This is a genomic window from Salinibacterium sp. SWN139, assembly GCF_015864625.1.
Lineage (GTDB): Bacteria > Actinomycetota > Actinomycetes > Actinomycetales > Microbacteriaceae > Rhodoglobus.
Genome location: NZ_JADYWV010000004.1, coordinates 66371 through 87317, shown reverse-complemented (window position 1 = coordinate 87317; position 20947 = coordinate 66371). Strand labels below are relative to the sequence as shown.

20 protein-coding genes are annotated in these 20947 nt (G+C 59.9%); 1 reads left to right on the top strand and 19 read right to left on the bottom strand.

The window, feature by feature from the left end; translation table 11 throughout:
* Positions 1-6 precede the first annotated feature (6 nt).
* The 11 genes from I6E74_RS13510 to I6E74_RS13460 all read right to left on the bottom strand — a co-directional run bounded on the left by I6E74_RS13510 (position 7) and on the right by I6E74_RS13460 (position 9416).
* Complete coding sequence (locus I6E74_RS13510; protein ID WP_197126587.1) at positions 7-267, bottom strand: F0F1 ATP synthase subunit epsilon; 261 nt, start codon at positions 265-267, stop codon at positions 7-9.
* Between the two features lie 2 nt (positions 268-269).
* Complete coding sequence (gene atpD / locus I6E74_RS13505) at positions 270-1838, bottom strand: F0F1 ATP synthase subunit beta (protein WP_231601659.1); 1569 nt, start codon at positions 1836-1838, stop codon at positions 270-272.
* A 20-nt stretch (positions 1839-1858) separates the two neighbouring features.
* Complete coding sequence (locus I6E74_RS13500) at positions 1859-2758, bottom strand: F0F1 ATP synthase subunit gamma (protein ID WP_197126585.1); 900 nt, start codon at positions 2756-2758, stop codon at positions 1859-1861.
* 50 nt (positions 2759-2808) lie between these two features.
* Entirely contained in the window at positions 2809-4446 is a 1638-nt protein-coding gene (atpA, locus tag I6E74_RS13495; RefSeq protein ID WP_197126583.1) for a F0F1 ATP synthase subunit alpha, read from the bottom strand.
* A 37-nt stretch (positions 4447-4483) separates the two neighbouring features.
* Positions 4484-5278 carry a F0F1 ATP synthase subunit delta gene (locus tag I6E74_RS13490; RefSeq protein WP_197126581.1) on the bottom strand — a complete coding sequence of 265 codons (795 nt, stop codon included), beginning with the start codon at positions 5276-5278 and terminating at the stop codon, positions 4484-4486.
* On the bottom strand, positions 5278-5841 hold the full coding sequence (locus I6E74_RS13485) for a F0F1 ATP synthase subunit B (RefSeq protein WP_197126579.1): 564 nt from the start codon (positions 5839-5841) through the stop codon (positions 5278-5280). The genes I6E74_RS13490 and I6E74_RS13485 overlap by 1 nt, the downstream gene beginning before the upstream one ends.
* 28 nt (positions 5842-5869) lie before the next feature.
* Complete coding sequence (gene atpE, locus I6E74_RS13480) at positions 5870-6097, bottom strand: ATP synthase F0 subunit C (RefSeq protein WP_197108946.1); 228 nt, start codon at positions 6095-6097, stop codon at positions 5870-5872.
* A 49-nt stretch (positions 6098-6146) separates the two neighbouring features.
* Positions 6147-6971, bottom strand: a complete 825-nt coding sequence (atpB, locus tag I6E74_RS13475; RefSeq protein WP_197126757.1) for a F0F1 ATP synthase subunit A — start codon at positions 6969-6971, stop codon at positions 6147-6149.
* A gap of 119 nt (positions 6972-7090) precedes the next feature.
* Positions 7091-7540, bottom strand: coding sequence for a hypothetical protein (locus I6E74_RS13470; protein WP_197126577.1), 450 nt, complete (start codon positions 7538-7540; stop codon positions 7091-7093).
* On the bottom strand, positions 7537-8763 hold the full coding sequence (locus tag I6E74_RS13465) for an MraY family glycosyltransferase (protein ID WP_307784492.1): 1227 nt from the start codon (positions 8761-8763) through the stop codon (positions 7537-7539). Before I6E74_RS13465 ends, I6E74_RS13470 begins: the two co-directional genes overlap by 4 nt.
* Entirely contained in the window at positions 8760-9416 is a 657-nt protein-coding gene (locus I6E74_RS13460; protein WP_197126575.1) for an L-threonylcarbamoyladenylate synthase, read from the bottom strand. The genes I6E74_RS13465 and I6E74_RS13460 overlap by 4 nt, the downstream gene beginning before the upstream one ends.
* A gap of 68 nt (positions 9417-9484) precedes the next feature.
* On the opposite strand from I6E74_RS13460, the gene I6E74_RS13455 reads away from it, so the two are divergent.
* Positions 9485-10099, top strand: coding sequence for an HAD family hydrolase (locus tag I6E74_RS13455; RefSeq protein ID WP_197126569.1), 615 nt, complete (start codon positions 9485-9487; stop codon positions 10097-10099).
* A 50-nt stretch (positions 10100-10149) separates the two neighbouring features.
* Here I6E74_RS13455 and prmC read toward each other — a convergent pair whose 3' ends face one another.
* The 8 genes from prmC to argS all read right to left on the bottom strand — a co-directional run bounded on the left by prmC (position 10150) and on the right by argS (position 20947).
* On the bottom strand, positions 10150-11022 hold the full coding sequence (prmC, locus tag I6E74_RS13450) for a peptide chain release factor N(5)-glutamine methyltransferase (protein ID WP_197126567.1): 873 nt from the start codon (positions 11020-11022) through the stop codon (positions 10150-10152).
* A gap of 8 nt (positions 11023-11030) precedes the next feature.
* Entirely contained in the window at positions 11031-12110 is a 1080-nt protein-coding gene (gene prfA, locus I6E74_RS13445; protein ID WP_197126566.1) for a peptide chain release factor 1, read from the bottom strand.
* Positions 12111-12112: 2 nt separating this feature from the next.
* Positions 12113-14395 carry a transcription termination factor Rho gene (rho, locus tag I6E74_RS13440; RefSeq protein ID WP_197126564.1) on the bottom strand — a complete coding sequence of 761 codons (2283 nt, stop codon included), beginning with the start codon at positions 14393-14395 and terminating at the stop codon, positions 12113-12115.
* 132 nt (positions 14396-14527) lie between these two features.
* Positions 14528-15466 (bottom strand): homoserine kinase, encoded by a 939-nt coding sequence (gene thrB / locus I6E74_RS13435; protein ID WP_197126561.1) that lies wholly within the window; start codon positions 15464-15466, stop codon positions 14528-14530.
* An 86-nt stretch (positions 15467-15552) separates the two neighbouring features.
* The gene (locus tag I6E74_RS13430) at positions 15553-16869 is read right to left on the bottom strand and encodes a homoserine dehydrogenase (RefSeq protein ID WP_197126559.1); all 1317 of its coding nucleotides are present in this window, start codon (positions 16867-16869) and stop codon (positions 15553-15555) included.
* Positions 16866-18269, bottom strand: coding sequence for a diaminopimelate decarboxylase (gene lysA, locus I6E74_RS13425; protein WP_197126557.1), 1404 nt, complete (start codon positions 18267-18269; stop codon positions 16866-16868). The genes I6E74_RS13430 and lysA overlap by 4 nt, the downstream gene beginning before the upstream one ends.
* A 105-nt stretch (positions 18270-18374) precedes the next feature.
* The gene (locus I6E74_RS13420) at positions 18375-19280 is read right to left on the bottom strand and encodes a DUF2993 domain-containing protein (protein ID WP_197126555.1); all 906 of its coding nucleotides are present in this window, start codon (positions 19278-19280) and stop codon (positions 18375-18377) included.
* 5 nt (positions 19281-19285) lie between these two features.
* Entirely contained in the window at positions 19286-20947 is a 1662-nt protein-coding gene (argS, locus tag I6E74_RS13415) for an arginine--tRNA ligase (RefSeq protein WP_197126553.1), read from the bottom strand.

The following is a 20947-nucleotide window of genomic DNA, read 5'->3' as shown; positions in this document are numbered from 1 at the left end:
AGAAAACTAGACGAGTTCAGCGGTGCTTGCCACCACTGTTACGGTGTTGTGCTCAACCGAGAGGAAGCCGTTGTCCGCGGTAGCGGTCACGTTCTTGCCATCTGCGGTGGTCACACGAACTTCTCCCTGAGCCAGAATCGCGAGAAGCGGTTCGTGGCCGGGAAGGATACCGATCTCACCTTCAGTGGTGCGAGCGACGAGCTGGCTCGCCTCCCCCGACCAGATTTCCTGGTCGGCGGAGACGACGCTCACTGTCAGAACTGCCATTGTTAGGAGTTCTCTTTCTGAATCTTCGCCCACTGCTCTTCGACATCGTTGATGCCACCGACGTTGAAGAACGCCTGCTCAGCAACGTGGTCGAACTCGCCCTTGACGATCGCGTCGAACGACTCGATGGTCTCCTTGAGCGGAACAGTCGATCCCTCAACACCGGTGAACTTCTTCGCCATGTAGGTGTTCTGCGAGAGGAACTGCTGGATGCGACGTGCGCGCGATACGGTGATCTTGTCTTCTTCAGAAAGCTCGTCAACACCGAGGATCGCGATGATCTCCTGGAGTTCCTTGTTCTTCTGCAGAATCTGCTTCACGTTGGTCGCGACACGGTAGTGGTCGGCACCTAGGTAACGGGGGTCGAGGATACGACTCGTCGAGGTGAGCGGGTCAACGGCGGGGTAAAGACCCTTCGATGCGATTTCACGGCTGAGCTCAGTCGTGGCGTCGAGGTGGGCGAAGGTGGTTGCCGGAGCCGGGTCGGTGTAGTCATCGGCAGGAACGTAAATTGCCTGCAGCGACGTAATCGAGTGACCACGCGTCGAGGTGATGCGCTCCTGAAGGATACCCATCTCGTCGGCGAGGTTCGGCTGGTAACCAACGGCGGAAGGCATGCGGCCCAGAAGGGTCGATACTTCAGAACCGGCCTGAGTGAAGCGGAAGATGTTGTCGATGAAGAGCAACACGTCTTGCTTCTGCACATCGCGGAAGTACTCAGCCATGGTGAGAGCAGAGAGCGCAACGCGAAGACGCGTTCCTGGCGGCTCATCCATCTGGCCGAAGACTAGAGCGGTCTTCTCGAAGACGCCTGCTTCATCCATTTCAGCGATGAGGTCGTTACCTTCACGGGTACGCTCACCAACACCGGCGAATACGGAAACTCCACCGTGGTCCTGAGCCACACGCTGGATCATTTCTTGGATAAGAACGGTCTTACCGACACCGGCACCACCGAACAGACCAATCTTTCCACCCTGAACGTACGGGGTGAGAAGGTCGATGACCTTGATACCGGTCTCGAAGAGCTCAGTCTTCGATTCAAGCTGGTCGAATGCCGGGGGCTTGCGGTGGATGGGCCAGCGCTCGGTGATCTCAACGGTCTCGCCATTGACCTTGCCGTCTTCATCCGCGTTAAGGATTTCACCGGTAACGCTGAAGACCTTGCCCTTGGTGACGTCACCCACGGGAACCGTGATCTGGTTGCCCGTGTCGCGAACTTCCTGGCCACGAACGAGTCCGTCAGTCGGCTTGAGCGCGATGGCACGTACGACGTCATCGCCGAGGTGCTGTGCAACCTCAAGTGTGATCTCGGTAGTTTGGCCGCCGATCGTGACGTTGGTCTTGAGGGCGTTGTAGATTCCCGGGATCGAATCGTGGGGGAACTCTACGTCTACGACCGGACCGGTTACGCGCGAGATGCGGCCGATACCGGCAACAGTTGCCGCAGCAACCGTCTTAGCTGCTGCCTTCTTGGCAGGAGCCTTCTTGGCTGGTGCCTTTGCAGCTGCTGCCTTTGTGGTTGCTGCCTTTGCAGCGGGGGCCTTTTTGGCCGGGGCTTTTTCAGTCATGGCTTCCCTATCTATGGTTCTTACTTAGCCGAGCTGAGGGCGTCCGCGCCGCCCACGATCTCGGAAATCTGCTGGGTGATCTCCGACTGACGCGCGTTGTTGGCCAAGCGCGTGTAGTCGTTGATGAGCTTGTCTGCGTTGTCGCTTGCAGACTTCATTGCCTTCTGCGTTGCCGCGTGCTTTGCAGCAGCGGACTGGAGCATGGCGTTGAAGATACGGCTCTCGATGTACACAGGAAGCAAGGCGTCGAGCACCTTGTCTACCTCTGGTTCGAACTCGTAGAGCGGAAGAATCTCCGACTCCTCGGGCGCCTCAACACCCTCAACGATCTCCAGTGGGAGAAGACGAACGACCTCAGGAACCTGCAAAAGCATGCTGACGAGGCGGTTGTAGACGATATGAATCTCGTCCACTCCACCTTCGCTTGCCGGCTGCAAGAACTTGCTGACGACTGCATCGCCGATTTCCTTAGCGATTTCGAACTCTGGTGAGTCCGTTCCGCCAGTCCAAATCTGTTCTGCGTCACGCTTGCGGAAAGCAAAGTAAGCGGCGGCCTTGCGGCCCACGAGGTAGTACACAACCTCTTTGCCTTCAGCTTCGAGTCGAGCAGCGAGCTCGCCAGCTTCACGAAGAACGTTCGAGTTGAACGCTCCCGCGAGTCCGCGGTCACTCGAGAAGATGAGGACCGCTGCGCGGTCGATTGACTCTGGTTCGGTTGTCAGCACGTGATCGACATTCGAGAAAGTCGCCACCGCCGAGACGGCGCGAGTGACCGCACGTGAGTACGGACCCGATGCAGCAACCCGCTGCTTCGCCTTTTGAATGCGCGACGCGGAGATCAGCTCCATCGCGCGTGTGATCTTCTTGGTCGTCTTGGCAGAACTAATTTTCTGCCGGTAGACCCGAAGTTGCGCTCCCATGGCTTTCTAACTTTCTATGTCGTGTTGGTCGATGATCACTGGTGCAGAGCTCAGCGCTTCTGCTTGACGATCTTCTCTTGAGCGATGTCTTCTTCAGCGATCTCTTCGAACTGCTCAGAACCAACGGAGTTGAGCGACTTACCCTCACCCGTCTGGAAGCCAAGCTTGAAGGCTTCAACTCCGGCATCCATGTCGGCGATCAGCTGGTCATCGAGGGCGTTCTTCTCGCGAAGGGTGTCGAGAACCTTGGTGTTGCGGGCGAGGTAGTCGTGCAGCTCGCTCTCAAAACGCAGGATGTCTTCAACAGGAACCTCATCGAGCTTGCCGTTGGTGCCGGCCCAGATCGAAACGACCTGCTTCTCGACGGGGAACGGCGAGTACTGCGGCTGGCGAAGCAGCTCGGTGAGGCGAGCGCCTCGAGCAAGCTGGCGACGGCTGGTGGGGTCGAGGTCGGATGCGAACATCGCGAATGCTTCGAGCGAGCGGTACTGAGCAAGCTCAAGCTTCAGCGTTCCCGAGACCTTCTTGATCGACTTGACCTGGGCGTCTCCACCAACACGCGAAACCGAAATTCCGACGTCGACGGCGGGGCGCTGGTTAGCGTTGAAGAGGTCAGACTGCAGGAAGATCTGGCCGTCGGTGATCGAGATCACGTTGGTCGGGATGTACGCTGCAACGTCGTTTGCCTTGGTCTCGATGATGGGCAGGCCCGTCATCGATCCGGCACCTAGCTCGTCGGAGAGCTTGGCACAACGCTCGAGCAGACGGGAGTGCAGGTAGAACACGTCACCGGGGTATGCTTCACGCCCTGGCGGACGGCGAAGGAGCAGCGATACCGCACGGTAGGCCTCAGCCTGCTTGGAGAGGTCATCGAAGATGATCAGTACGTGCTTGCCGCCGTACATCCAGTGCTGGCCGATGGCCGAACCGGTGTAAGGAGCGAGGTACTTGAATCCTGCGGGGTCGGAGGCGGGAGCCGCCACGATGGTGGTGTACTCCATGGCGCCGGCTTCTTCGAGTGCGCCCTTGACGGCAGCAATCGTCGAACCCTTCTGGCCGATAGCGACGTAGATGCAGCGAACCTGCTTGTTCTCGTCGCCGGACTCCCAGTTTTCCTTCTGGTTGATGATGGTGTCGATCGCGATGGCCGTCTTACCGGTCTGGCGGTCACCAATGATGAGCTGACGCTGTCCACGGCCGATCGGGATCATGGCGTCGATTGCCTTGATACCGGTCTGCATGGGCTCGTGGACACTCTTGCGGTCCATGACGCCGGGAGCCTGAAGTTCAAGAGCACGACGGCCCTCAGCCTTGATCTCACCCAGACCATCGATCGGGGCGCCCAGGGGGTCAACCACACGACCGAGGAATGCGTCTCCGACGGGCGCGGAAAGGACTTCGCCTGTGCGAGTTACTTCCATGCCCTCGACGATGCCGGTGAATTCACCGAGGATTACAACACCGATCTCGTCTTCGTCGAGGTTCTGAGCGAGGCCCAGAGTTCCGTCAGCGAAGCGAATGAGTTCGTTGGCCATGACGCCGGGGAGGCCGTCAACGTGAGCGATACCGTCGGCAGCGTCTACGACGGTGCCCGTTTCGGTTGTCGCAGCCTTGCCAGGCTCGTAAGCCTTGACGAAGTCCTTGAGCGCGTCGCGGATCTCGTCCGGACTGATGCTGAGTTCTGCCATTGTGTTTTCCTATTCCGTGGAAAGGTCTGCTAACTCGCTAGCCCGCGAGTTGGATCCTGAGGTCATTGAGCTTGGTGGAAACGCTGCCGTCGATGACTTCGTCACCGATTTGAACGCGTACCCCACCGATGAGCGAGGGGTCAATACGAACGTTGAGCTTGAGCTCGCGTCCGTAATTCTTGGTAAGGCCGGCGCGCAGACGTTCGAGCTGTGCGGCCTTCAACGGCGCGGCAGTCGTAATTGTCGCGACTGACTTGCCCGCTTGGTCAGCCACGATGTCAGCGGCTGTTGCGACGAGCTCGCCGATGCGGCGGCCACGCGGCTGCTGCACGAGCTGGTCGATGATGGCGATTGACTGATCGGAGGCTTTGCCTGCGAGCAGTTCGCGAACCAAGGACGACTTCGATGCAGCGGAACCAAGTTTGCTTCCGACAGCGAGTTCCAACTCAGCATCGGATGACACAGTGTCGCCGAAAGCGAACAGTTCGTCATCAATGGAGAGCTTCGCCGGAGCGGACTTAGCGATTGCGCGAATGCCGATCTCTTCGATTCCTGCAAGCAGGTCATCGGCATCCGACCAACGAACACTCACGATGGCTGTAAGTACGGTGCGCGCTGACGCGCTCAGCGACGAGAAAACCGAACCGACAATGGCGGCCTTGTCTTTCGCAGCGGCGGCAGGATCGGCCAAAGCGGAGCGCAGTTGAGCGGAATCGCCCACGACACGCCCTGCTTCAAACAGCTCTGCGCCAGTGGCCAGAGAGTTCTTGACAGTGACGGATGACAGAGCATCCTTCGCTGCTACAAGCGCTTCTCTCGTAGCTGATCCCATTACTTCTTCGCCTTCGCCTTCTCTGAAGCCTCAAGGTCAGCCAGGAACTGGTCGACGAGTGCGGAGGACTTCTTGTCGTCCGTCAAGCTCTGCCCGATAACGCCCGATGCGAGGTCGATGGCCATGGAGCCAACTTCGCTGCGGAGCGAGACGAGAGCTGCTTGGCGCTCTGCTTCGATCGTGGCTTGTGCGTTCGCAGTGATGCGAGCAGCCTCAACCGTTGCCTGCTCTTTGAGCTCGTTGACGATCTCGGTGCCCTCAAGTCGTGCCTGTTCGCGAATCTTCGCGGCCTCGGCACGCCCTTCGGCGAGTTGCGTCTTGTACTGCTCAAGAGCTTCAGCGGCTTCAGCCTGAGCGATCTCAGCCTTCTTGATGCCACCTTCGATGGCCTCAGCGCGAGCATCGAGCGTCTTCGTCAGTGCCGGAAGAAACTTCTTCCAGAAGAAGAACAAGATGATCGCGAAGCAAACCAACGACCAAATGATGTCGTAATCTGCGGGAAGAAGCGGGTTGATTACATCAGCCTCAGTGTCTTCTGCAGCAGCCAGTAGTGCGCTAAGCATCCCAGCCTCCTCAATCAGTTGTTAGTAATTAGCCGGGGAAAGGGATGAATGCAACTGCGATCGCGATGAACGCGAGCGCCTCGGTGAATGCAATACCGAGGAACATGAGGCCCGTGAGGCGACCCTGAAGTTCTGGTTGGCGGGCAACAGACTCAACGGTCTTGCCCACAACGATGCCTACACCGATTGCGGGTCCGATGGTTGCAACACCGAATGCGAGGGGTGCAATGTTTCCAGTCAGCTCTGCGACGTTCATTTGTGTTTCCTTCCGTGGTTTTCTAATCCAGGCGAGTGCCGGGATCGGTCTAGTGCTCTTCGACCAGCGCGAGCTGGATGTATACGGCGGTCAGGAATGTAAAGACATAGGCCTGAAGTACCGCAACAAGGAGTTCGAAGATTGTGAAGATGAAGCCAAAGGCGAGGGTGCCAATGCTGAAGAGACCGAAGAGGCCGCCAGCAGTGAACAGGAAGAAGTGCGTTGCCGAGAAGCACAGCACGAGGAGCATGTGACCGGCGATCATGTTCATCAGGAGTCGCAGTGCGAGAGTTACCGGACGAAGGATGAAGGTGGAAACGAACTCAATCGGAGTAACGATGAAGTAGAGCGGCCACGGGACACCGGCGGGGAAGAGCGACGCCTTGAAGAAGGTGATGCCCTGCTTTTTGATGCCGGCGTAAATGAAAACAACGTACGCCACAAGAGCGAGAACCAGTGGAACACCGATTACGGCTGTACCCGCGACGTTGAGCCCAGGGACGATACCCGTGAGGTTCATCGCGAGCACCATGAAGAACATCGTTGCGAGCAACGGCATGAACCGCTTGCCGTCTACCTTGCCTAGCGCGCCATCCGCGATATTCGACTGGACGAAACCAACAGCCATCTCGAGGATGCTCTGGCCGCGACCCGGAATCATCCGCATGCGCCGGGTGCCGACCCAGAACAACAGAATCAGCACGGCGACCGCGATGAAGCGGACCAACATGAGTCTGTTGATTTCGAAGGGGGTGTCTACGAAAAGAAACCCGGGCGGGACAAACTCAATAAGCGAGGGGCCATGAAAGCCCCCATCGCCTGATCCGTCATCGGTGGCAAAGGGCGCTAAGAGCGCGAGAGCGTTATATAACAGCGCTGTCTCCAGAATCGGGGCGTGTAACTACGCGGCGATGAAAATTGGGGGGTTGTAACAGGAACTAACTCTATCAAGAGAATTACGCTCACGACGAATCTGCGGGCGAATCCGCCAGATTAGTTTGACGTCGAGGTATCTTCACCCGGCAACTGCACTCCGGGCACGTAACTTTCCCGCGCACGAACAAACGCCAGCACGTCGACGATGAGGCTACCGAGCACCGCCGCGAGGATCGAGAAGAAGAATACGACAGGCTCCAGGAACGGTTGGCCGCGCAGCACAACCAAGATGGCGATGAACAAGACGAACTTGATCAGCCACGCGCCCAGAACGATCGCGAAGAAAATGGTGCTCGATGAATCGCCACCGGTTGCCCGCGACGCGACGACAATACTGCCGGCAGTAAGCGCCATAAAGAGGGCCGTGAGCCCAGCGCCGATCAAGGCACTGATCAGCCCGGAGGTGTCTGCGACGAGGTACCCCACGATGGAGCCGACCACAGCGATGCTGACGGTCAAGATTGCCCCGTAGGCGATCGCGCGGCCGAGAATTGCGGAGGACTTCATTCGGTGGGTTCCTTTGTGTTGTGCTGGGTCGAACTGTCGTTGGAGGCGGCATCCAGACCGTCATATCGTGCATCGTCGAGAGACTCTTGCTCGGCCGCGAGGCGCTGCGCAGCAGCCTCACGCGACTTGCGACGACTGAGAGGTGCGAGCGTGAGAGCTGCGCAGCCAGCGAGACCGACGACGAACATAAGCGCCGCCCACCGCCACGGCACGAAGGTGAAGGCGAGAACGCCGACCGAGGCCACAAACGTCCAGCTGTACAGGATGAGAACAGCGTGCAGGTGGGAGTGCCCCATGTCGAGCAGGCGGTGATGCAAATGTTTGCGGTCTGCAGTGAAGGGCGATTTGCCTGCCCGGAGCCGTCGCAAGATGGCAAGCCCAAAATCTAACAACGGGATCACTAAGACTGCAACCGGGAGAAGGATCGGGATGAAGGCCGGCAAGAAACTGAGCGTGAATTGGTCAGGCTGAGCCAATTCTGTGTTGTCCACTTGGCCCGTCACGGAGATTGCAGACGCCGCCATCACGAGTCCGACGAGTAGAGCACCGGAGTCGCCCATGAACATCTTGGCAGGATGGAAGTTAACGGGAAGCAGCCCGACGCAGGCACCGATTAAGATGGCTGTCGCGAGGGACGCCAAGTTGAAGTATTCCGTTTGCGCTTGCCCCTGCAATAGATAGGCATACACAAAGAAAACGCTGCTCGCGATGATCGCGACGCCCGCAACAAGGCCGTCGAGACCGTCGATGAAGTTCACCGCGTTCATCACGAGAACTATCGCGAAGATAGTGATGATGAGCGAGATATGGGGCGACACGATCGTCTTGCCCCCGATTGGGAGCGTAGAAAGCTGCACGCCGGGCCACGCGACGACAAAAGCCGCGATGATCTGGCCCGCCAACTTGGTGAGCCAATCAAGATCCCAAATGTCGTCAGCAACGCCAATCACCACGACAATGAGAGCTCCACCGAGCAAACCAAACACTTTGCTTGGCTCGTCGAAAATCAAAGAAAAGTTGTCAAAGCTCGACGCCACCGCGAAAGCGACGACAATTCCGAAGAACATCGCCACACCACCGAGTCGTGGTGTCGGAGTCGTGTGCACATCACGCTGGCGAACCTGCGGATACAGCTTGTACTTGAGGCTCATTTTGAGCACAACCAGCGACAAGGCATAGGTGACCATTGCGGCGATACCCGCAATGAGGAAGTAAAAAACTATTCGCACCGATCGGCCCCGATCAGATCGCGAATGGCGTCGGCCGAAATGACGCCCTCACGCACGATGCGCAGTTTGCCGCCGTCGACAAGCAAACCCGTAGCATCCACAATCGTTGAAGCGAGCTCGCCGCCCTCGCCATCGTCGAGGTAGACCGAAACCGACTCCCCCAGCATCTCCTTTGCCGCGGCCGCCGAGCGTGCCGCCGGCAGACCCGTGCTGTTAGCGCTCGAGACCGCAAGCGGACCCGTCTCTGACAACAGTTCGAGAGCAATACGGCTCGACGGCATCCGCAACGCCACTGTGCCCTGAGTCTCGCCCAGATCCCAGATCAGCGAAGGCTGCGCCGGAAGAATGATCGTGAGGCCACCGGGCCAAAACTCGGCAACCAGTTCGCGAACCTCGTCAGGGACCTGGGCGGCAAGCGCATCAAGGGTTGGGATGCCCGGGATCAACACCGGCGGAGGAGACTGCCTCGTGCGCCCTTTGGCATCAATCAACTTCTGCACCGCCTCGGGCTGGAACGCGTCAGCCGCCACCCCGTAAACAGTGTCAGTAGGGATCACAACGAGATCGCCGCGGCCAATAGCGACGCGAGCGAGTCGCATGCCGGTCAAGAGCTGCGCTTCGTCGGCACAATCAAAAAGGTCATCCATGTCCCCAACATGGTACCGGGCGAAACAGTGAAAGACTGATCACGACTAACAGATAGCGAAGGCCAACAATGACGCTGCTTTTCATCTTTGACATGGATGACGTGCTCTATGAGTACGACTGGCGCGCACGAATGGCCGCTCTCAGCGAGCTAACCGGCCGCAGTTTTCTCGAATTGCGACGCCTCTGGTGGCACGACAATGGCGAATTTGGTGCCGAAGCAGGGCTGTATCCGACCGGCGAAGAGTACCTCGCGGCCTTTGAAGAAGCGATCGGCCACAGCGTGGATGTCGAGCGCTGGCTAGAGATTCGATCCAATGCGATGACGGCTTGGCCCGATTCGCTCGCCGCTGCCCGACGCGCGTCCGAACTGGGCCAAGCGACCCTGCTCACCAACAACGGATCACTGCTCGGAGATAACCTTCCCGTGGTCGCTCCCGAGCTTGTGGATATTTTCGGCACCCACTTGCGCACATCGAGTTTCTACGGCGCTCGCAAACCTAACCCGGTCGTGTTCGAGCGCACGTTGGAGGCGTACGGCATCGACGCCGATAACGCGTTCTTCGCCGACGATCTAGCCGAGAACGTGACGGGTGCCGAATCCCTCGGCATCACCGGACACCACTTTCGCAGCGGAGCAGAACTGCACCAGGCGATTGAAGAGTTTGCGGCTGCTCGCACCTAGAGCGCCTCTGCACACGCGCTGCGGGCGGTGAACCCGGCGAAACCCGGTCGTTACAGCAGCGCTGTAGTGGCGCGGTCGCGGCCGAGGAGGTCTTTGTGGTGAGCTACGGCGTTCCAGCCGTCCGCCGTGAGCAGCGCGGCCAATGCCGGAGCTTGCTCCTCGCCGTGCTCGAGCACGAGAGTGCCACCCTGGTGCAACAGACGGCGAGCCGTCGTTGAGACGCGGCGTACGACATCCATACCGTCTTCTCCGCCGTAGAGAGCCAGAGCGGGGTCGTGGAGTTGCACTTCGATATCGCGCGGGATTGCGGCGGCCGGGATGTACGGCGGGTTCGAAATGACCACGTCAACGGTGCCGTTGAGCTCGGGAAAAGCGTCCCCCAGGTCGGCGTTGATGAGCGTCGCGTTATCGGCGCCGTAGCGACGAAAGTTCTCGCTTGTGTACGGCATCGCGTCCGGTGACAACTCGACCGCATAAATACGAGCGCGCGGCACCTCGGTGGCCATCGAGAGTGCAATCGCGCCGCTTCCGGTGCCAAGATCGACACCGATCGGCTCAGGCGTTGCGCTGAGAGTGAGGGCATCGATCGCGAACTGCACGACAGTTTCTGTTTCGGGCCGCGGCACAAAGACGCCGGGGCCAACACGCAATTCAAGATTGCGGAACGGCGCGATACCAGTGATGTGCTGCAACGGCTCGCGGGCAGCACGGCGGGCAAACAATTCGCGAACGGTAGCTTCTGCGGCAGGGGGCACCAGCGCACCGGTGACCAGGCGAACCCGCAACTCGCCACGGCTCAGCTCGAGCACGTGAGCGACCAGCAGTTCCGCATCGACCGTCGGAGACGGAACTCCTGCAGCACCCAACAATTCAGTGCCGCTGCCTACAAGGTCAGCGACACTGATGTTGTGCTCGGCAGTCATTGCCTCGTTCAGGAGTCGTTTCCTACCGCAGCCAAACGAGCCTCTTCATCGGCCATGATGCACGACTGGATGACAGGCTCGAGGGCGCCGTTGATCGCCTGGTCAAGGTTGTAGGCCTTGTACCCGGTGCGGTGATCTGCGATACGGTTTTCTGGGAAGTTGTACGTGCGAATGCGCTCGGAGCGATCCATCGTGCGGATCTGGCTCTTGCGGTACTCGCTCGCCTCGGCATCCGCCTCTTCTTGGTAACGAGCCAAGATGCGCGCACGCAGCACCCGCATACCGGCTTCGCGGTTTTGCAGTTGCGATTTCTCGTTCTGCATCGCCACGACGATACCGGTCGGAAGGTGAGTAATACGAACAGCGGAGTCAGTGGTGTTCACCGACTGGCCACCGGGACCCGAGGAACGGTAAACATCGATCTTGAGATCGTTCTGGCTGATCTCAACCTCTTCAGGCTCGTCGACCTCAGGGAACACGAGCACACCAGCAGCGGAGGTGTGGATGCGACCTTGAGACTCGGTGGCGGGCACACGCTGAACGCGGTGCACTCCCCCCTCGTACTTCAAGTGCGCCCAGACGCCCTCAGCGGGATCGCTCGAGTTGCCCTTAACGGCCAACTGAACATCTTTGATGCCACCGAGGTCGCTCGAGGTCTGCTCGATGATCTCTGTCTTCCACTTCTTCGACTCTGCGTAGTGCAAGTACATGCGCAGCAGGTCACCAGCGAAGAGAGCCGACTCGGCACCACCTTCACCCATTTTGATTTCCATGATCACGTCACGGGAATCGTTGGGGTCACGCGGAATCAAGATGCGACGCAGTTTCTCTTGTGCAGCATCGAGAGTCTCGGTGAGGCCGGGAATCTCTTCGGCAAACGACGCATCTTCGTCAGCCATTTCAGTGGCTGCCGCAAGGTCGTCCGTCAGCTGACGCCAGTCGTTGTAGGCCGCGACAATGCGCGACAACTCGGCGTAACGTCGGTTGACTTTCTTCGAGCGGACCGGGTCGGAGTGGAGCTCGGGGTCAGCAAGCTGACCCTCAAGCTCCGCATGCTCGGTCAGCAGCGACTGTACTGACTCGAACATAGTTAGTCCTCTTTTGTGCCGTTAGTGGAAGGAAGTGACTTCTGGATCTGCATGAGGAACTCAACGTTCGACTGCGTCTCCTTCAGCTTATTCAACACGATCTCGAGTGCAGCCTGCTGGTCGAGACCGGCGAGGGCACGACGCAAGTTCCAAGTGACCTTGACTTCGTCTGCCCCGAGAAGCATCTCTTCGCGACGTGTTCCGGATGCGTTGAAGTCGACGGCGGGGAAGATGCGCTTGTCAGCCAGCTGGCGCGACAGACGCAGTTCCATGTTGCCAGTGCCCTTGAACTCTTCGAAGATAACCTCGTCCATCTTCGAACCGGTCTCGACGAGCGCGGTAGCGATGATGGTGAGCGAGCCGCCCTCTTCAACGTTGCGAGCCGCACCGAAGAAACGCTTCGGCGGGTACAGCGCTGCGGAGTCGACGCCACCGGAAAGAACGCGACCTGAGGCCGGTGAAGTCAGGTTGTAGGCACGGCCGAGGCGCGTGATCGAGTCGAGCAGTACGACTACGTCGTGGCCCAGCTCGACGAGACGCTTAGCGCGCTCGATAGCCAATTCGGCAACCGTGGTGTGGTCTTCAGCGGGGCGGTCGAAGGTCGAAGCAATAACTTCGCCCTTGACGGTGCGCTGCATGTCCGTAACTTCTTCTGGGCGTTCGTCAACGAGAACAACCATGAGGTGAACCTCGGGGTTGTTCTTGGAGATCGCGTTCGCGATGGCCTGAAGAATCTGCGTCTTGCCTGCCTTGGGCGGCGAGACGATTAGTCCGCGCTGGCCCTTACCGATCGGAGCAGCAAGGTCGATGATGCGCGTCGACAGCATCGACGGCTCAGTCTCGAGACGCAAACGATCCTGCGGGTAGAGCGGTGTGAGCTTGCCGAATTCAACGCGGTTCGCAGCCTCTTCAACGGGAAGACCGTTGATCGAGTCGATGCGCACGATCGCGTTGTACTTCTGGCGGCCCTGGCTGTTGTCACCCTCACGCGGCTGGCGAATAGCGCCAACAACGGCGTCACCCTTGCGGAGATTGTACTTCTTGACCTGGCCAAGCGACACGTACACGTCGCTGTTACCGGGAAGGTAACCAGTGGTGCGCACGAAAGCGTAGTTGTCGAGAACGTCGAGGATGCCGGCAACCGGGATCAGTACGTCGTCATCGGTGATCTCGGGCTCGAAGTCGTCGCCCATGTTTCCACGGCCACGCTTGCGGTCACGGTAACGACCGCGTCCACCGCGCTCGGAGTCGACGTCGCCGCCGCGCGAGTCATCGTTGTTACGGCTGTTTCCGCCATTGTTGTTGCCGTTGCGGTTTCCGCCGTTGTTGCCCTCAGCGTTGTTGCCATCGTTGTTGTTGTTCTGACGACGGTTGTTGTTTTGACGGCCCGAACCCTCAGCGTTTTGGCTGCTGCCATTACGGCTGCGGTTGCGGTTGCGGCCACGGCCCGAACCCGACTCGTTGTCGGAATCGTTGTCGTCGCTGTTGTCAGAACCGCTGTTCTTGTCAGCGTTGCTGTTCTTGTCAGCGTTGCCGTTCTTGTCAGCGTTGCCGTTCTTGTCAGCGTTGCCGTTCTTGTCGTCGGAATTCTTGTCAGAGTTGTCGGCGTTGTTGCTGCCCTTGTCACTCTTGTTGTTGTTGCGGTTGTCGTTCTTGTTGCCGCCCTTGGCAGCCTTGCTGTCGTTGTCGGTCGACTTCACGTCGGCCGACTTCGCGTCGGCCGAAGCCGAGGTCTCGTCGTTCGATGCGTCCGCAGGTGCAGCGCTACGGCTGGAGCTGCGACGGTTGCGCTTGGGGGCTGCATCGGCTGCGGGAGCATCGGTGGATGCTGCTGCGCTGGTCGATGCGGTGGTGCTTGCTGCGGCATCCGACTCGGGAGCAACTGCAGCCTCAGTCTTCTTCTTACGAGGAGCCGTCTTCGGCTTCTCCGCTGCGGCGTCGGCGGCAGGTGCCTGAGCAGCTGATTCCTTCGACGATGAAGCGCTCTTGTCTACCTGAGGAGCGCCAGCGGGGCTCTCGGTGCCAGCGATGGCGGCACCGTCAGTGCTCGTGACACGGCGCGAAGCGCGCTTGCGAACCGGAGCTGCTGCAGCCTCGGTGGGTGGGGTTGATGCGGTGTTGCTGTTGTTCTTCTCGTTAATTGCGTCCACGAGATCTCCTTTGCGAAGTTTGGAAGTACCGGTGATGCCGCGTTCGGCTGCCATAGCTTGAAGCTCGGGCAGTCGCAACGCGCTCAGCGCGGCACGGGAATCCACGCTTGATGCGTGGTTGTTGACGTCAGTCACTACTTGGGGTTCCTTTCCCCAGCCAAGATTGATTTCCTTGGTGGAGAGCTAGTCGCTCACCGATGTCTGCGCGGATGCGCAGGAATCTAAATTCGGGGATACGACGGGTGAAGTGCGACCGGGAGGCTACGACTACGCCGTAGCTTCTACCTGGTGCTCATTCACTGTAGCACCTTTGAAGTCCACGGCTAAGAGGAGGCTTTCCCACGGCGTTGCGGCGTGCTCCTGCACGAGAGCCGCGGCCTCGAGACGCCTCGCGGGGTCATCAGCCAGCACCAGAACCGAGGGCCCGGCACCGGAAACGACCGCAGCATGGCCGTGCGAGCGCAGCATCCGGATCAGCTCTGTGGTCTGCGGCATCGCTGCAGCGCGGTAGTCCTGGTGCAGGCGATCGCCGGTGGCTTCGAGCAACACTTCAGGGCTCTGCGTGAGTGCCGCAATGAGGAGCGCAGCCCGCGAAACGTTGTAGACAGCGTCGGCGTAGGGCACGGCATCCGGTTGCAAACTGCGCGCATGCGCCGTCGAAACCCGGAAGTCGGGCACAAGAACAAGAGGTGACACTCCACGGTGCACCATCAGCTTCTTGGCCTGCGGCCCCGAATCGGTGGTCCACGCGATCGTGAGGCCGCCCAAGAGGGCAGGCGCGACGTTATCGGGGTGACCCTCAAGCTCAGTGGCGAGTACGAGGAGAGTTGCGGCATCCATTTCGACGATGCCCTCAAGCAGCCCCTTGGCCGCCATGACGCCCGAAACGATTGCCGCAGCAGACGAACCAAGTCCCCCACCGTGCGGGATGACATTGGTCGCCGATACGTGCAGCGCTGGCATGGTCTGCCCGAAGTGCGTAAAGCAGTGCTGAATCGCCTGAATGACGAGGTTTGATTCATCGGTCGCGACAATTCCGGCGCCAACACCCGTGACATCAATCGTGACGCCAGAGCCCTCGACCGCAGTGACGATCAACTCGTCATAGTGCGACAGCGCAAGCCCGAGCGTGTCAAACCCCGGGCCAAGGTTGGCCGAAGTCGCCGGCACGCGCACGACGACACTGCGACCGACGAGCGAGGTCATGCCTTCGCCATCGTCAAGCCGAGGCTGCCGGCGTGCTTGTGAAGAAGACTTTCCCGCTGTCGGTTGCTGATTTCACGGCCCATTGGCTACAGTCCTTCGACTCTCAAAACAGACACAACATCGCGCACCACCGAGTTCTCGGTCAGCGCTGCCACCGTGGCGGCTAGCGATTCATCGGTCGCTTCGTGCGTGACCGTAATAAGGGTAGCGCTCGGCACGCCCTCAGTTACCGCGCCGACAGTCTGATTGACCGCCTCGACAGAGACGCCATTATCGCTAAAGACGGCAGCGATCTTAGCGAGCACACCAGGCTCATCCACGACCGTCAAGGTGATCTGGTAGCGCGTCGTAACGCGAGAGATCGGCAAGATGGGCAGGTTTGCGTGCGTCGACTCGGCAACGCCAGGACCACCAATGACGTGGCGGCGAGCAGCGGATACGACATCACCGAGAACAGCGGATGCTGTTTCGATTCCGCCAGCACCAGCGCCATAGAACATGAGGCTGCCTGCAGCTTCGGCCTCAACAAACACAGCGTTGTTCGCGCCGTGCACCGCAGCGAGCGGGTGAGTCAGCGGAACGAGTGCGGGATGCACGCGAGAGCTGACTCCAGCGGTGGTGCCGTCAGCGTTGAGGATGCGTTCGCAAATGGCGAGTAGCTTGACGACATAACCAGCCTTGCGGGCCGCAATAACCTGCTCGGCGGTGACGCCCGTGATTCCCTCACGGTGGACCGATTCCAGCGGAACGCGAGTGTGGAACGCGAGGCTCGAGAGCAGGGATGCCTTCTGGGCGGCGTCATAGCCTTCGATGTCTGCAGTGGGGTCAGCTTCGGCATACCCGAGGCGAGTCGCCTCGGCGAGGGCGTCGTCGAAACTGTCGCCCGTGGCATCCATGCGGTCAAGAATGTAGTTCGTGGTGCCGTTGACGATGCCGAGGATGCGCTTGACGCGGTCACCAGCGAGGCTGTCGCGCAACGGGCGAATGATGGGGATCGCGCCAGCAACAGCAGCTTCGTAGTAGAGCTGCGCGCCGACTTGGGCTGCCTCTTCGAAGAGTTCAGCGCCGTGGTGAGCCAGCAGAGCCTTGTTGGCGGTGATGACGTCAGCGCCTGAATGCAGAGCCTTGAGAATCCAGGTGCGAGCGGGCTCGAGGCCACCAATGAGTTCGATGACGATGTCGGCTCCGACGATGAGCGACTCTGCATCGGTCGTCAGGAGTTCTTGGGGGATGTTGGTGTCGCGAGGAGCGTCGAGGTCGCGCACGGCAACGCCGACGACTTCAAGTCCGGCTCCGGCACGGGCGGCGAGTTCGTCAGCGTGTTCAAGCAACAGTGCGGTGACCTGCGATCCGACACTCCCTCCGCCCAAAACTGCGACGCGAAGGTTGCGGTATTCGATCATTCAGAGTCTCCCGATGGTGTGATTCCCGCGTCGCGGCTGAGTAGGTCGTCTTCGGTTTCGCCGCGCACAATGATGCGGGCGTGGCCATCGCGCACCGCAACGACGGGCGGGCGCGCAAGATAGTTGTAGTTGTTGGACATCGCCCAACCGTAGGCACCAGTGGCAGGCACGGCGATCACGTCGTCAATCTCGACGTCACCAGGCAAGTACTCGGCGCGCACGACAATGTCGCCCGCCTCGCAGTGCTTGCCCACAATGCGTGCAAGCTCAGGGGCGGCATCCGAAATCCGATTCGCGATGCGAGCCGAATAGTCGGCCTCATACAAAGCAGGACGAATGTTGTCGCTCATGCCGCCATCAACGCTGACGTACTTGCGCACGGCGACACCATCAACGAGCACATCCTTAATCGTGCCGACCGTGTAGAGCGTGGTTGTCGACGGGCCAATGATCGACCGGCCGGGCTCAATCGCAATGATCGGTACCGGAATCTCGAGCCGCGCGCACTCGGCCTCAACGATGGTAGCCAGCGACGCGGCAAGCTCAGCAACCGGCAAAGCCTGATCAACCGAGGTATACGCGATGCCAAAACCGCCACCCAGATTGAGCTCGGGCACCGGAGCAACCACCGACAACCGCGCGTGCAACTCAAGCAAACGACGTGCCGCCTCAGCAAAGCCCGCAGTATCAAAAATCTGCGAACCAATATGCGAATGGATGCCCACAAAATCCAGCGAAGGATGCGAGCGGATCTGCGCCACGAGAGTTTCAGCCTCAGCAAGCGGGACACCAAACTTCTGGTCCTCCCGCGCCGTCGCCAAGTACTCGTGGGTTGATGCGTGAACCCCGCTATTGATGCGCAAACGCACCCGCTGGGTTCGACCGTGCCGTGTGGCGGCTTCAGCAACCCGACCGATTTCGACGACGCTGTCGATAACGATGGGGCCGATGCCCGCGCGCACGGCACGGTCGATCTCGGAAAGACTTTTGTTGTTGCCGTGAAAACCCAAACGCGACGCATCTGTGCCAGCCGCGAGCGCAACCGCCATCTCGCCAGCCGAGGCGACATCAATGTTGAGGCCAGCAGCCGTCATCCACCGAACGACCTCCGTGCAGAGGAACGCCTTGCCCGCGTAATACACCTTGACTCCGGAGCCGATGCGAGAGAACTCGGAATCGAACGCCGCCTTGATTTCGGTGGCACGAGCAATGGCATCCGCTTCGTCCACAACGTAGACCGGAGTGCCGAAGGCAGAAACGAGCTCGCTCGCTGTGACCCCCGCAATCGTCAGTTCACCGTTCTCGGCGCGCGCTGACGTGCGTGACCAGACGGTCGATGGCAAAGAATTTGCTTCGGCGGGAGTTTCGAGCCACTCGGGCGCCAGCGGGTTCGCGAACACAGTCGCACCTCACAGAGATGTAGACGGAAAACGGCGGATTGTGTCCGCACAGGCGTTGGGGATGCTGACCACTCTAACGGCTGGCGCGGCTAGCGCTGAATCGAGCTACGGCGCTGGACACGTGCCGTATTGTTGCCAGGCCGCATCGTCGAGCGCAATGCCGTCAGCACTGAGTTGGATGACGAGGTTGTCGTTCGCCACTTCAACCGAATCGATCGTCAAGGCGGTCGGCAATGATGACGCGACACAGAACTCTTGAGAGCTCAATAGGCTGCCAGCCAGCCCCGAGACGAGCGGGTTCTCGCGCAGGTCAGCAACTGAGATCTGTTGATCCCCCAGAATGACCGACTCCGGCTCAAACGCAACGGCGTCTCCGGCAGCAACCGGCACCAAATCAAGGGCGACAGGGATCTCAAAGAACAAGAGCTTGAAGACAGTCGACACTCGGATGGCGCTGCCTTCGAGTTCGATCGAATCGAGCCCGGTGCCGCTCAACGTTGTCGCAAGCTTGGACACTTCGCTGCCCGCAATAGAGACATCCATCGAGAGAGTGCCCACAGGCTGCGAGGTCATTATCGGAACGCCTGTCGCCACAACGCTGACGGAAGACTCAAGGCCGTTCACTTCGAAGCTATCGACGTCGATCGTGACGACATCGAGGCCGCCCGTGAGAGCTTGCACGATGAGCGAACCGGAGCCGAGATCAACAGCAACGCCCGCGGTCGTTTCGAGGTTGAGCGACGAGGCAATCTCATCCCGCACCAGATTCGTCGCGAAAGTACGACCGACTGTTTCCACGAGAATGACGCCCGTGATCAGGATGATCGCCACGACCGCAAGAACGACCCACCAGATCCAACGACGTCGCCGCCGGGGTTTCGCCGCGGGCGCAGCCGTCTCAGCGAGACGCAACTCGACGGTGGACTGAACGCCCAAATCGAGCGTCGGCGCCGTGCCATCCTCGGAGCCGGCAAGCTCTTCGTCGTGACCGGGCCGTTCGTCTGAAGTCACGAAAGCTACATCCGCTCGGGTGCACCGACCCCGAGCATCCAAAGGCTGTTGCGCAGAACCTGACCGACAGCGTCGTTGACCCAGAGTCGGGTGCGGTGAACGTCGGTGACCTCTTCATCGTTCAAGGGAGTGACCCGGCACTGGTCGTACCACCGGTGATAGCTGCCCGCGAGCTCTTCCGCGAAGCGCGCGATGCGGTGCGGTTCACGCAACTCCGCCGCCTGAGCGACGATGCGCGGGAACTCAGCAAGCACTCCAAGCAGGATGCTCTCAGATTCGTTCGTGAGAAGCGAAGCATCGAAGACGCTGCGATCCACTCCCGACTCCCCCGCGTTGCGAGCAACGCTGTGAGTGCGCGCGTGAGCGTACTGCACGTAGAAGACGGGGTTATCGTTCGTGCGCTTTTGCAGAATCTCGGGGTCGAGGCTGAGCGGCGAATCGGAGGGGTAGCGACCGAGCGAGTAGCGCAGCGCATCTGTTCCGAGCCATTCACGCAAGTCGTCGAGTTCGATGATGTTGCCGGCACGCTTCGAAAGGCGAGCACCATTGATACTCACGAGCTGCCCAATGAGCACCTCAATGTCTTTGTTGGGGTCGTCACCGGCAGCACCCGCGAGCGCCTTGAGGCGGTGGACATAGCCGTGGTGGTCTGCACCGAGCAAGTAGATCTTGTGGGCGAAGCCACGGTCGCCCTTGCTCAAGTAGTAGGCCGCATCGGCTGCAAAGTAGGTATAAATGCCGTTGCCGCGCTTGATAACGCGGTCTTTGTCATCGCCGAAATCGGTGGTCTTGACCCACACGGCATCGTCGATGTCGGCGACATGGCCCTGGGCACGCAAACGCTCGACGGCAGTATCGATCGCACTCTTGCCGTCGGCGTTGACAGCATGAAGCTCGCGCTCACTAAACCAGACGTCGAAGTGCACGTTGAACGCGGCGAGCGACTTCTTAATTTCGCCGAGCTGAAGCTCATAGCCCCGCTCGCGCGCAACAGCGATCGCCTCGTCGTGGTCGAGTTCGAGAATTTCGGGGTTCGAGGCGAGCACGCGCTGAGCGAGCTCGGCAACATAAGCGCCCGGGTAGCCGTTCTCCGGAGTGGGCTCACCCTTCGCCGACGCGAGAATTGACGCCCCAAAGTTGTCCATCTGGTTTCCGGCGTCATTGATGTAGAACTCGCTCACCAGCTCTGCACCGGCAGCTTTCAGGATGCGGGCAAGCGAATCGCCGAGAGCCGCCCACCGCGTGTGGCCGATGTGCAGCGGGCCCGTGGGGTTGGCCGAAACGAACTCCAAGTTGATGGTCTGACCCGCGAGGGAATCATTGCGACCGTAGGCCTCGCCCTGCTCAACGATTGTCTTCGCGAGCGCACCAGCGGCAGCGGCATCCAGGGTGATGTTGATGAAGCCGGGGCCTGCAACATCCACCGAAGCAATTCCATCGATAGCGCGCGCCTGCTCAGCGATTTCTGTCGCAAGTTCACGAGGGTTCGCCCCCAACGGCTTCGCCAGCTTCATAGCGATGTTGGATGCCCAGTCGCCATGATCGCGGTTGCGCGGACGCTCCAGCACCAGATCGTTCACAGTCAGGCCCAGATCGGGCGTGCCGCGGTCAGCCGCAATGCGGGAGACGACAGAGAGCAAGGTGGCAGAAAGGTCAGCAGGATTCAC

Bases quoted from the DNA above. Each gene is read 5' to 3' on its own strand.
- I6E74_RS13455 (WP_197126569.1), top strand. From the start codon at position 9,485: ATGACGCTGCTTTTCATCTTTGACATGGATGACGTGCTCTATGAGTAC.
- I6E74_RS13490 (WP_197126581.1), bottom strand. From the start codon at position 5,278: ATGGGATCAGCTACGAGAGAAGCGCTTGTAGCAGCGAAGGATGCTCTG.
- I6E74_RS13460 (WP_197126575.1), bottom strand. From the start codon at position 9,416: ATGGATGACCTTTTTGATTGTGCCGACGAAGCGCAGCTCTTGACCGGC.
- I6E74_RS13485 (WP_197126579.1), bottom strand. From the start codon at position 5,841: ATGCTTAGCGCACTACTGGCTGCTGCAGAAGACACTGAGGCTGATGTA.
- atpD (WP_231601659.1), bottom strand. From the start codon at position 1,838: ATGACTGAAAAAGCCCCGGCCAAAAAGGCCCCCGCTGCAAAGGCAGCA.
- I6E74_RS13470 (WP_197126577.1), bottom strand. From the start codon at position 7,540: ATGAAGTCCTCCGCAATTCTCGGCCGCGCGATCGCCTACGGGGCAATC.
- thrB (WP_197126561.1), bottom strand. From the start codon at position 15,466: ATGACCTCGCTCGTCGGTCGCAGTGTCGTCGTGCGCGTGCCGGCGACT.
- I6E74_RS13430 (WP_197126559.1), bottom strand. From the start codon at position 16,869: ATGATCGAATACCGCAACCTTCGCGTCGCAGTTTTGGGCGGAGGGAGT.
- atpE (WP_197108946.1), bottom strand. From the start codon at position 6,097: ATGAACGTCGCAGAGCTGACTGGAAACATTGCACCCCTCGCATTCGGT.
- I6E74_RS13510 (WP_197126587.1), bottom strand. From the start codon at position 267: ATGGCAGTTCTGACAGTGAGCGTCGTCTCCGCCGACCAGGAAATCTGG.
- atpA (WP_197126583.1), bottom strand. From the start codon at position 4,446: ATGGCAGAACTCAGCATCAGTCCGGACGAGATCCGCGACGCGCTCAAG.
- prmC (WP_197126567.1), bottom strand. From the start codon at position 11,022: ATGACTGCCGAGCACAACATCAGTGTCGCTGACCTTGTAGGCAGCGGC.
- I6E74_RS13500 (WP_197126585.1), bottom strand. From the start codon at position 2,758: ATGGGAGCGCAACTTCGGGTCTACCGGCAGAAAATTAGTTCTGCCAAG.
- prfA (WP_197126566.1), bottom strand. From the start codon at position 12,110: ATGTTCGAGTCAGTACAGTCGCTGCTGACCGAGCATGCGGAGCTTGAG.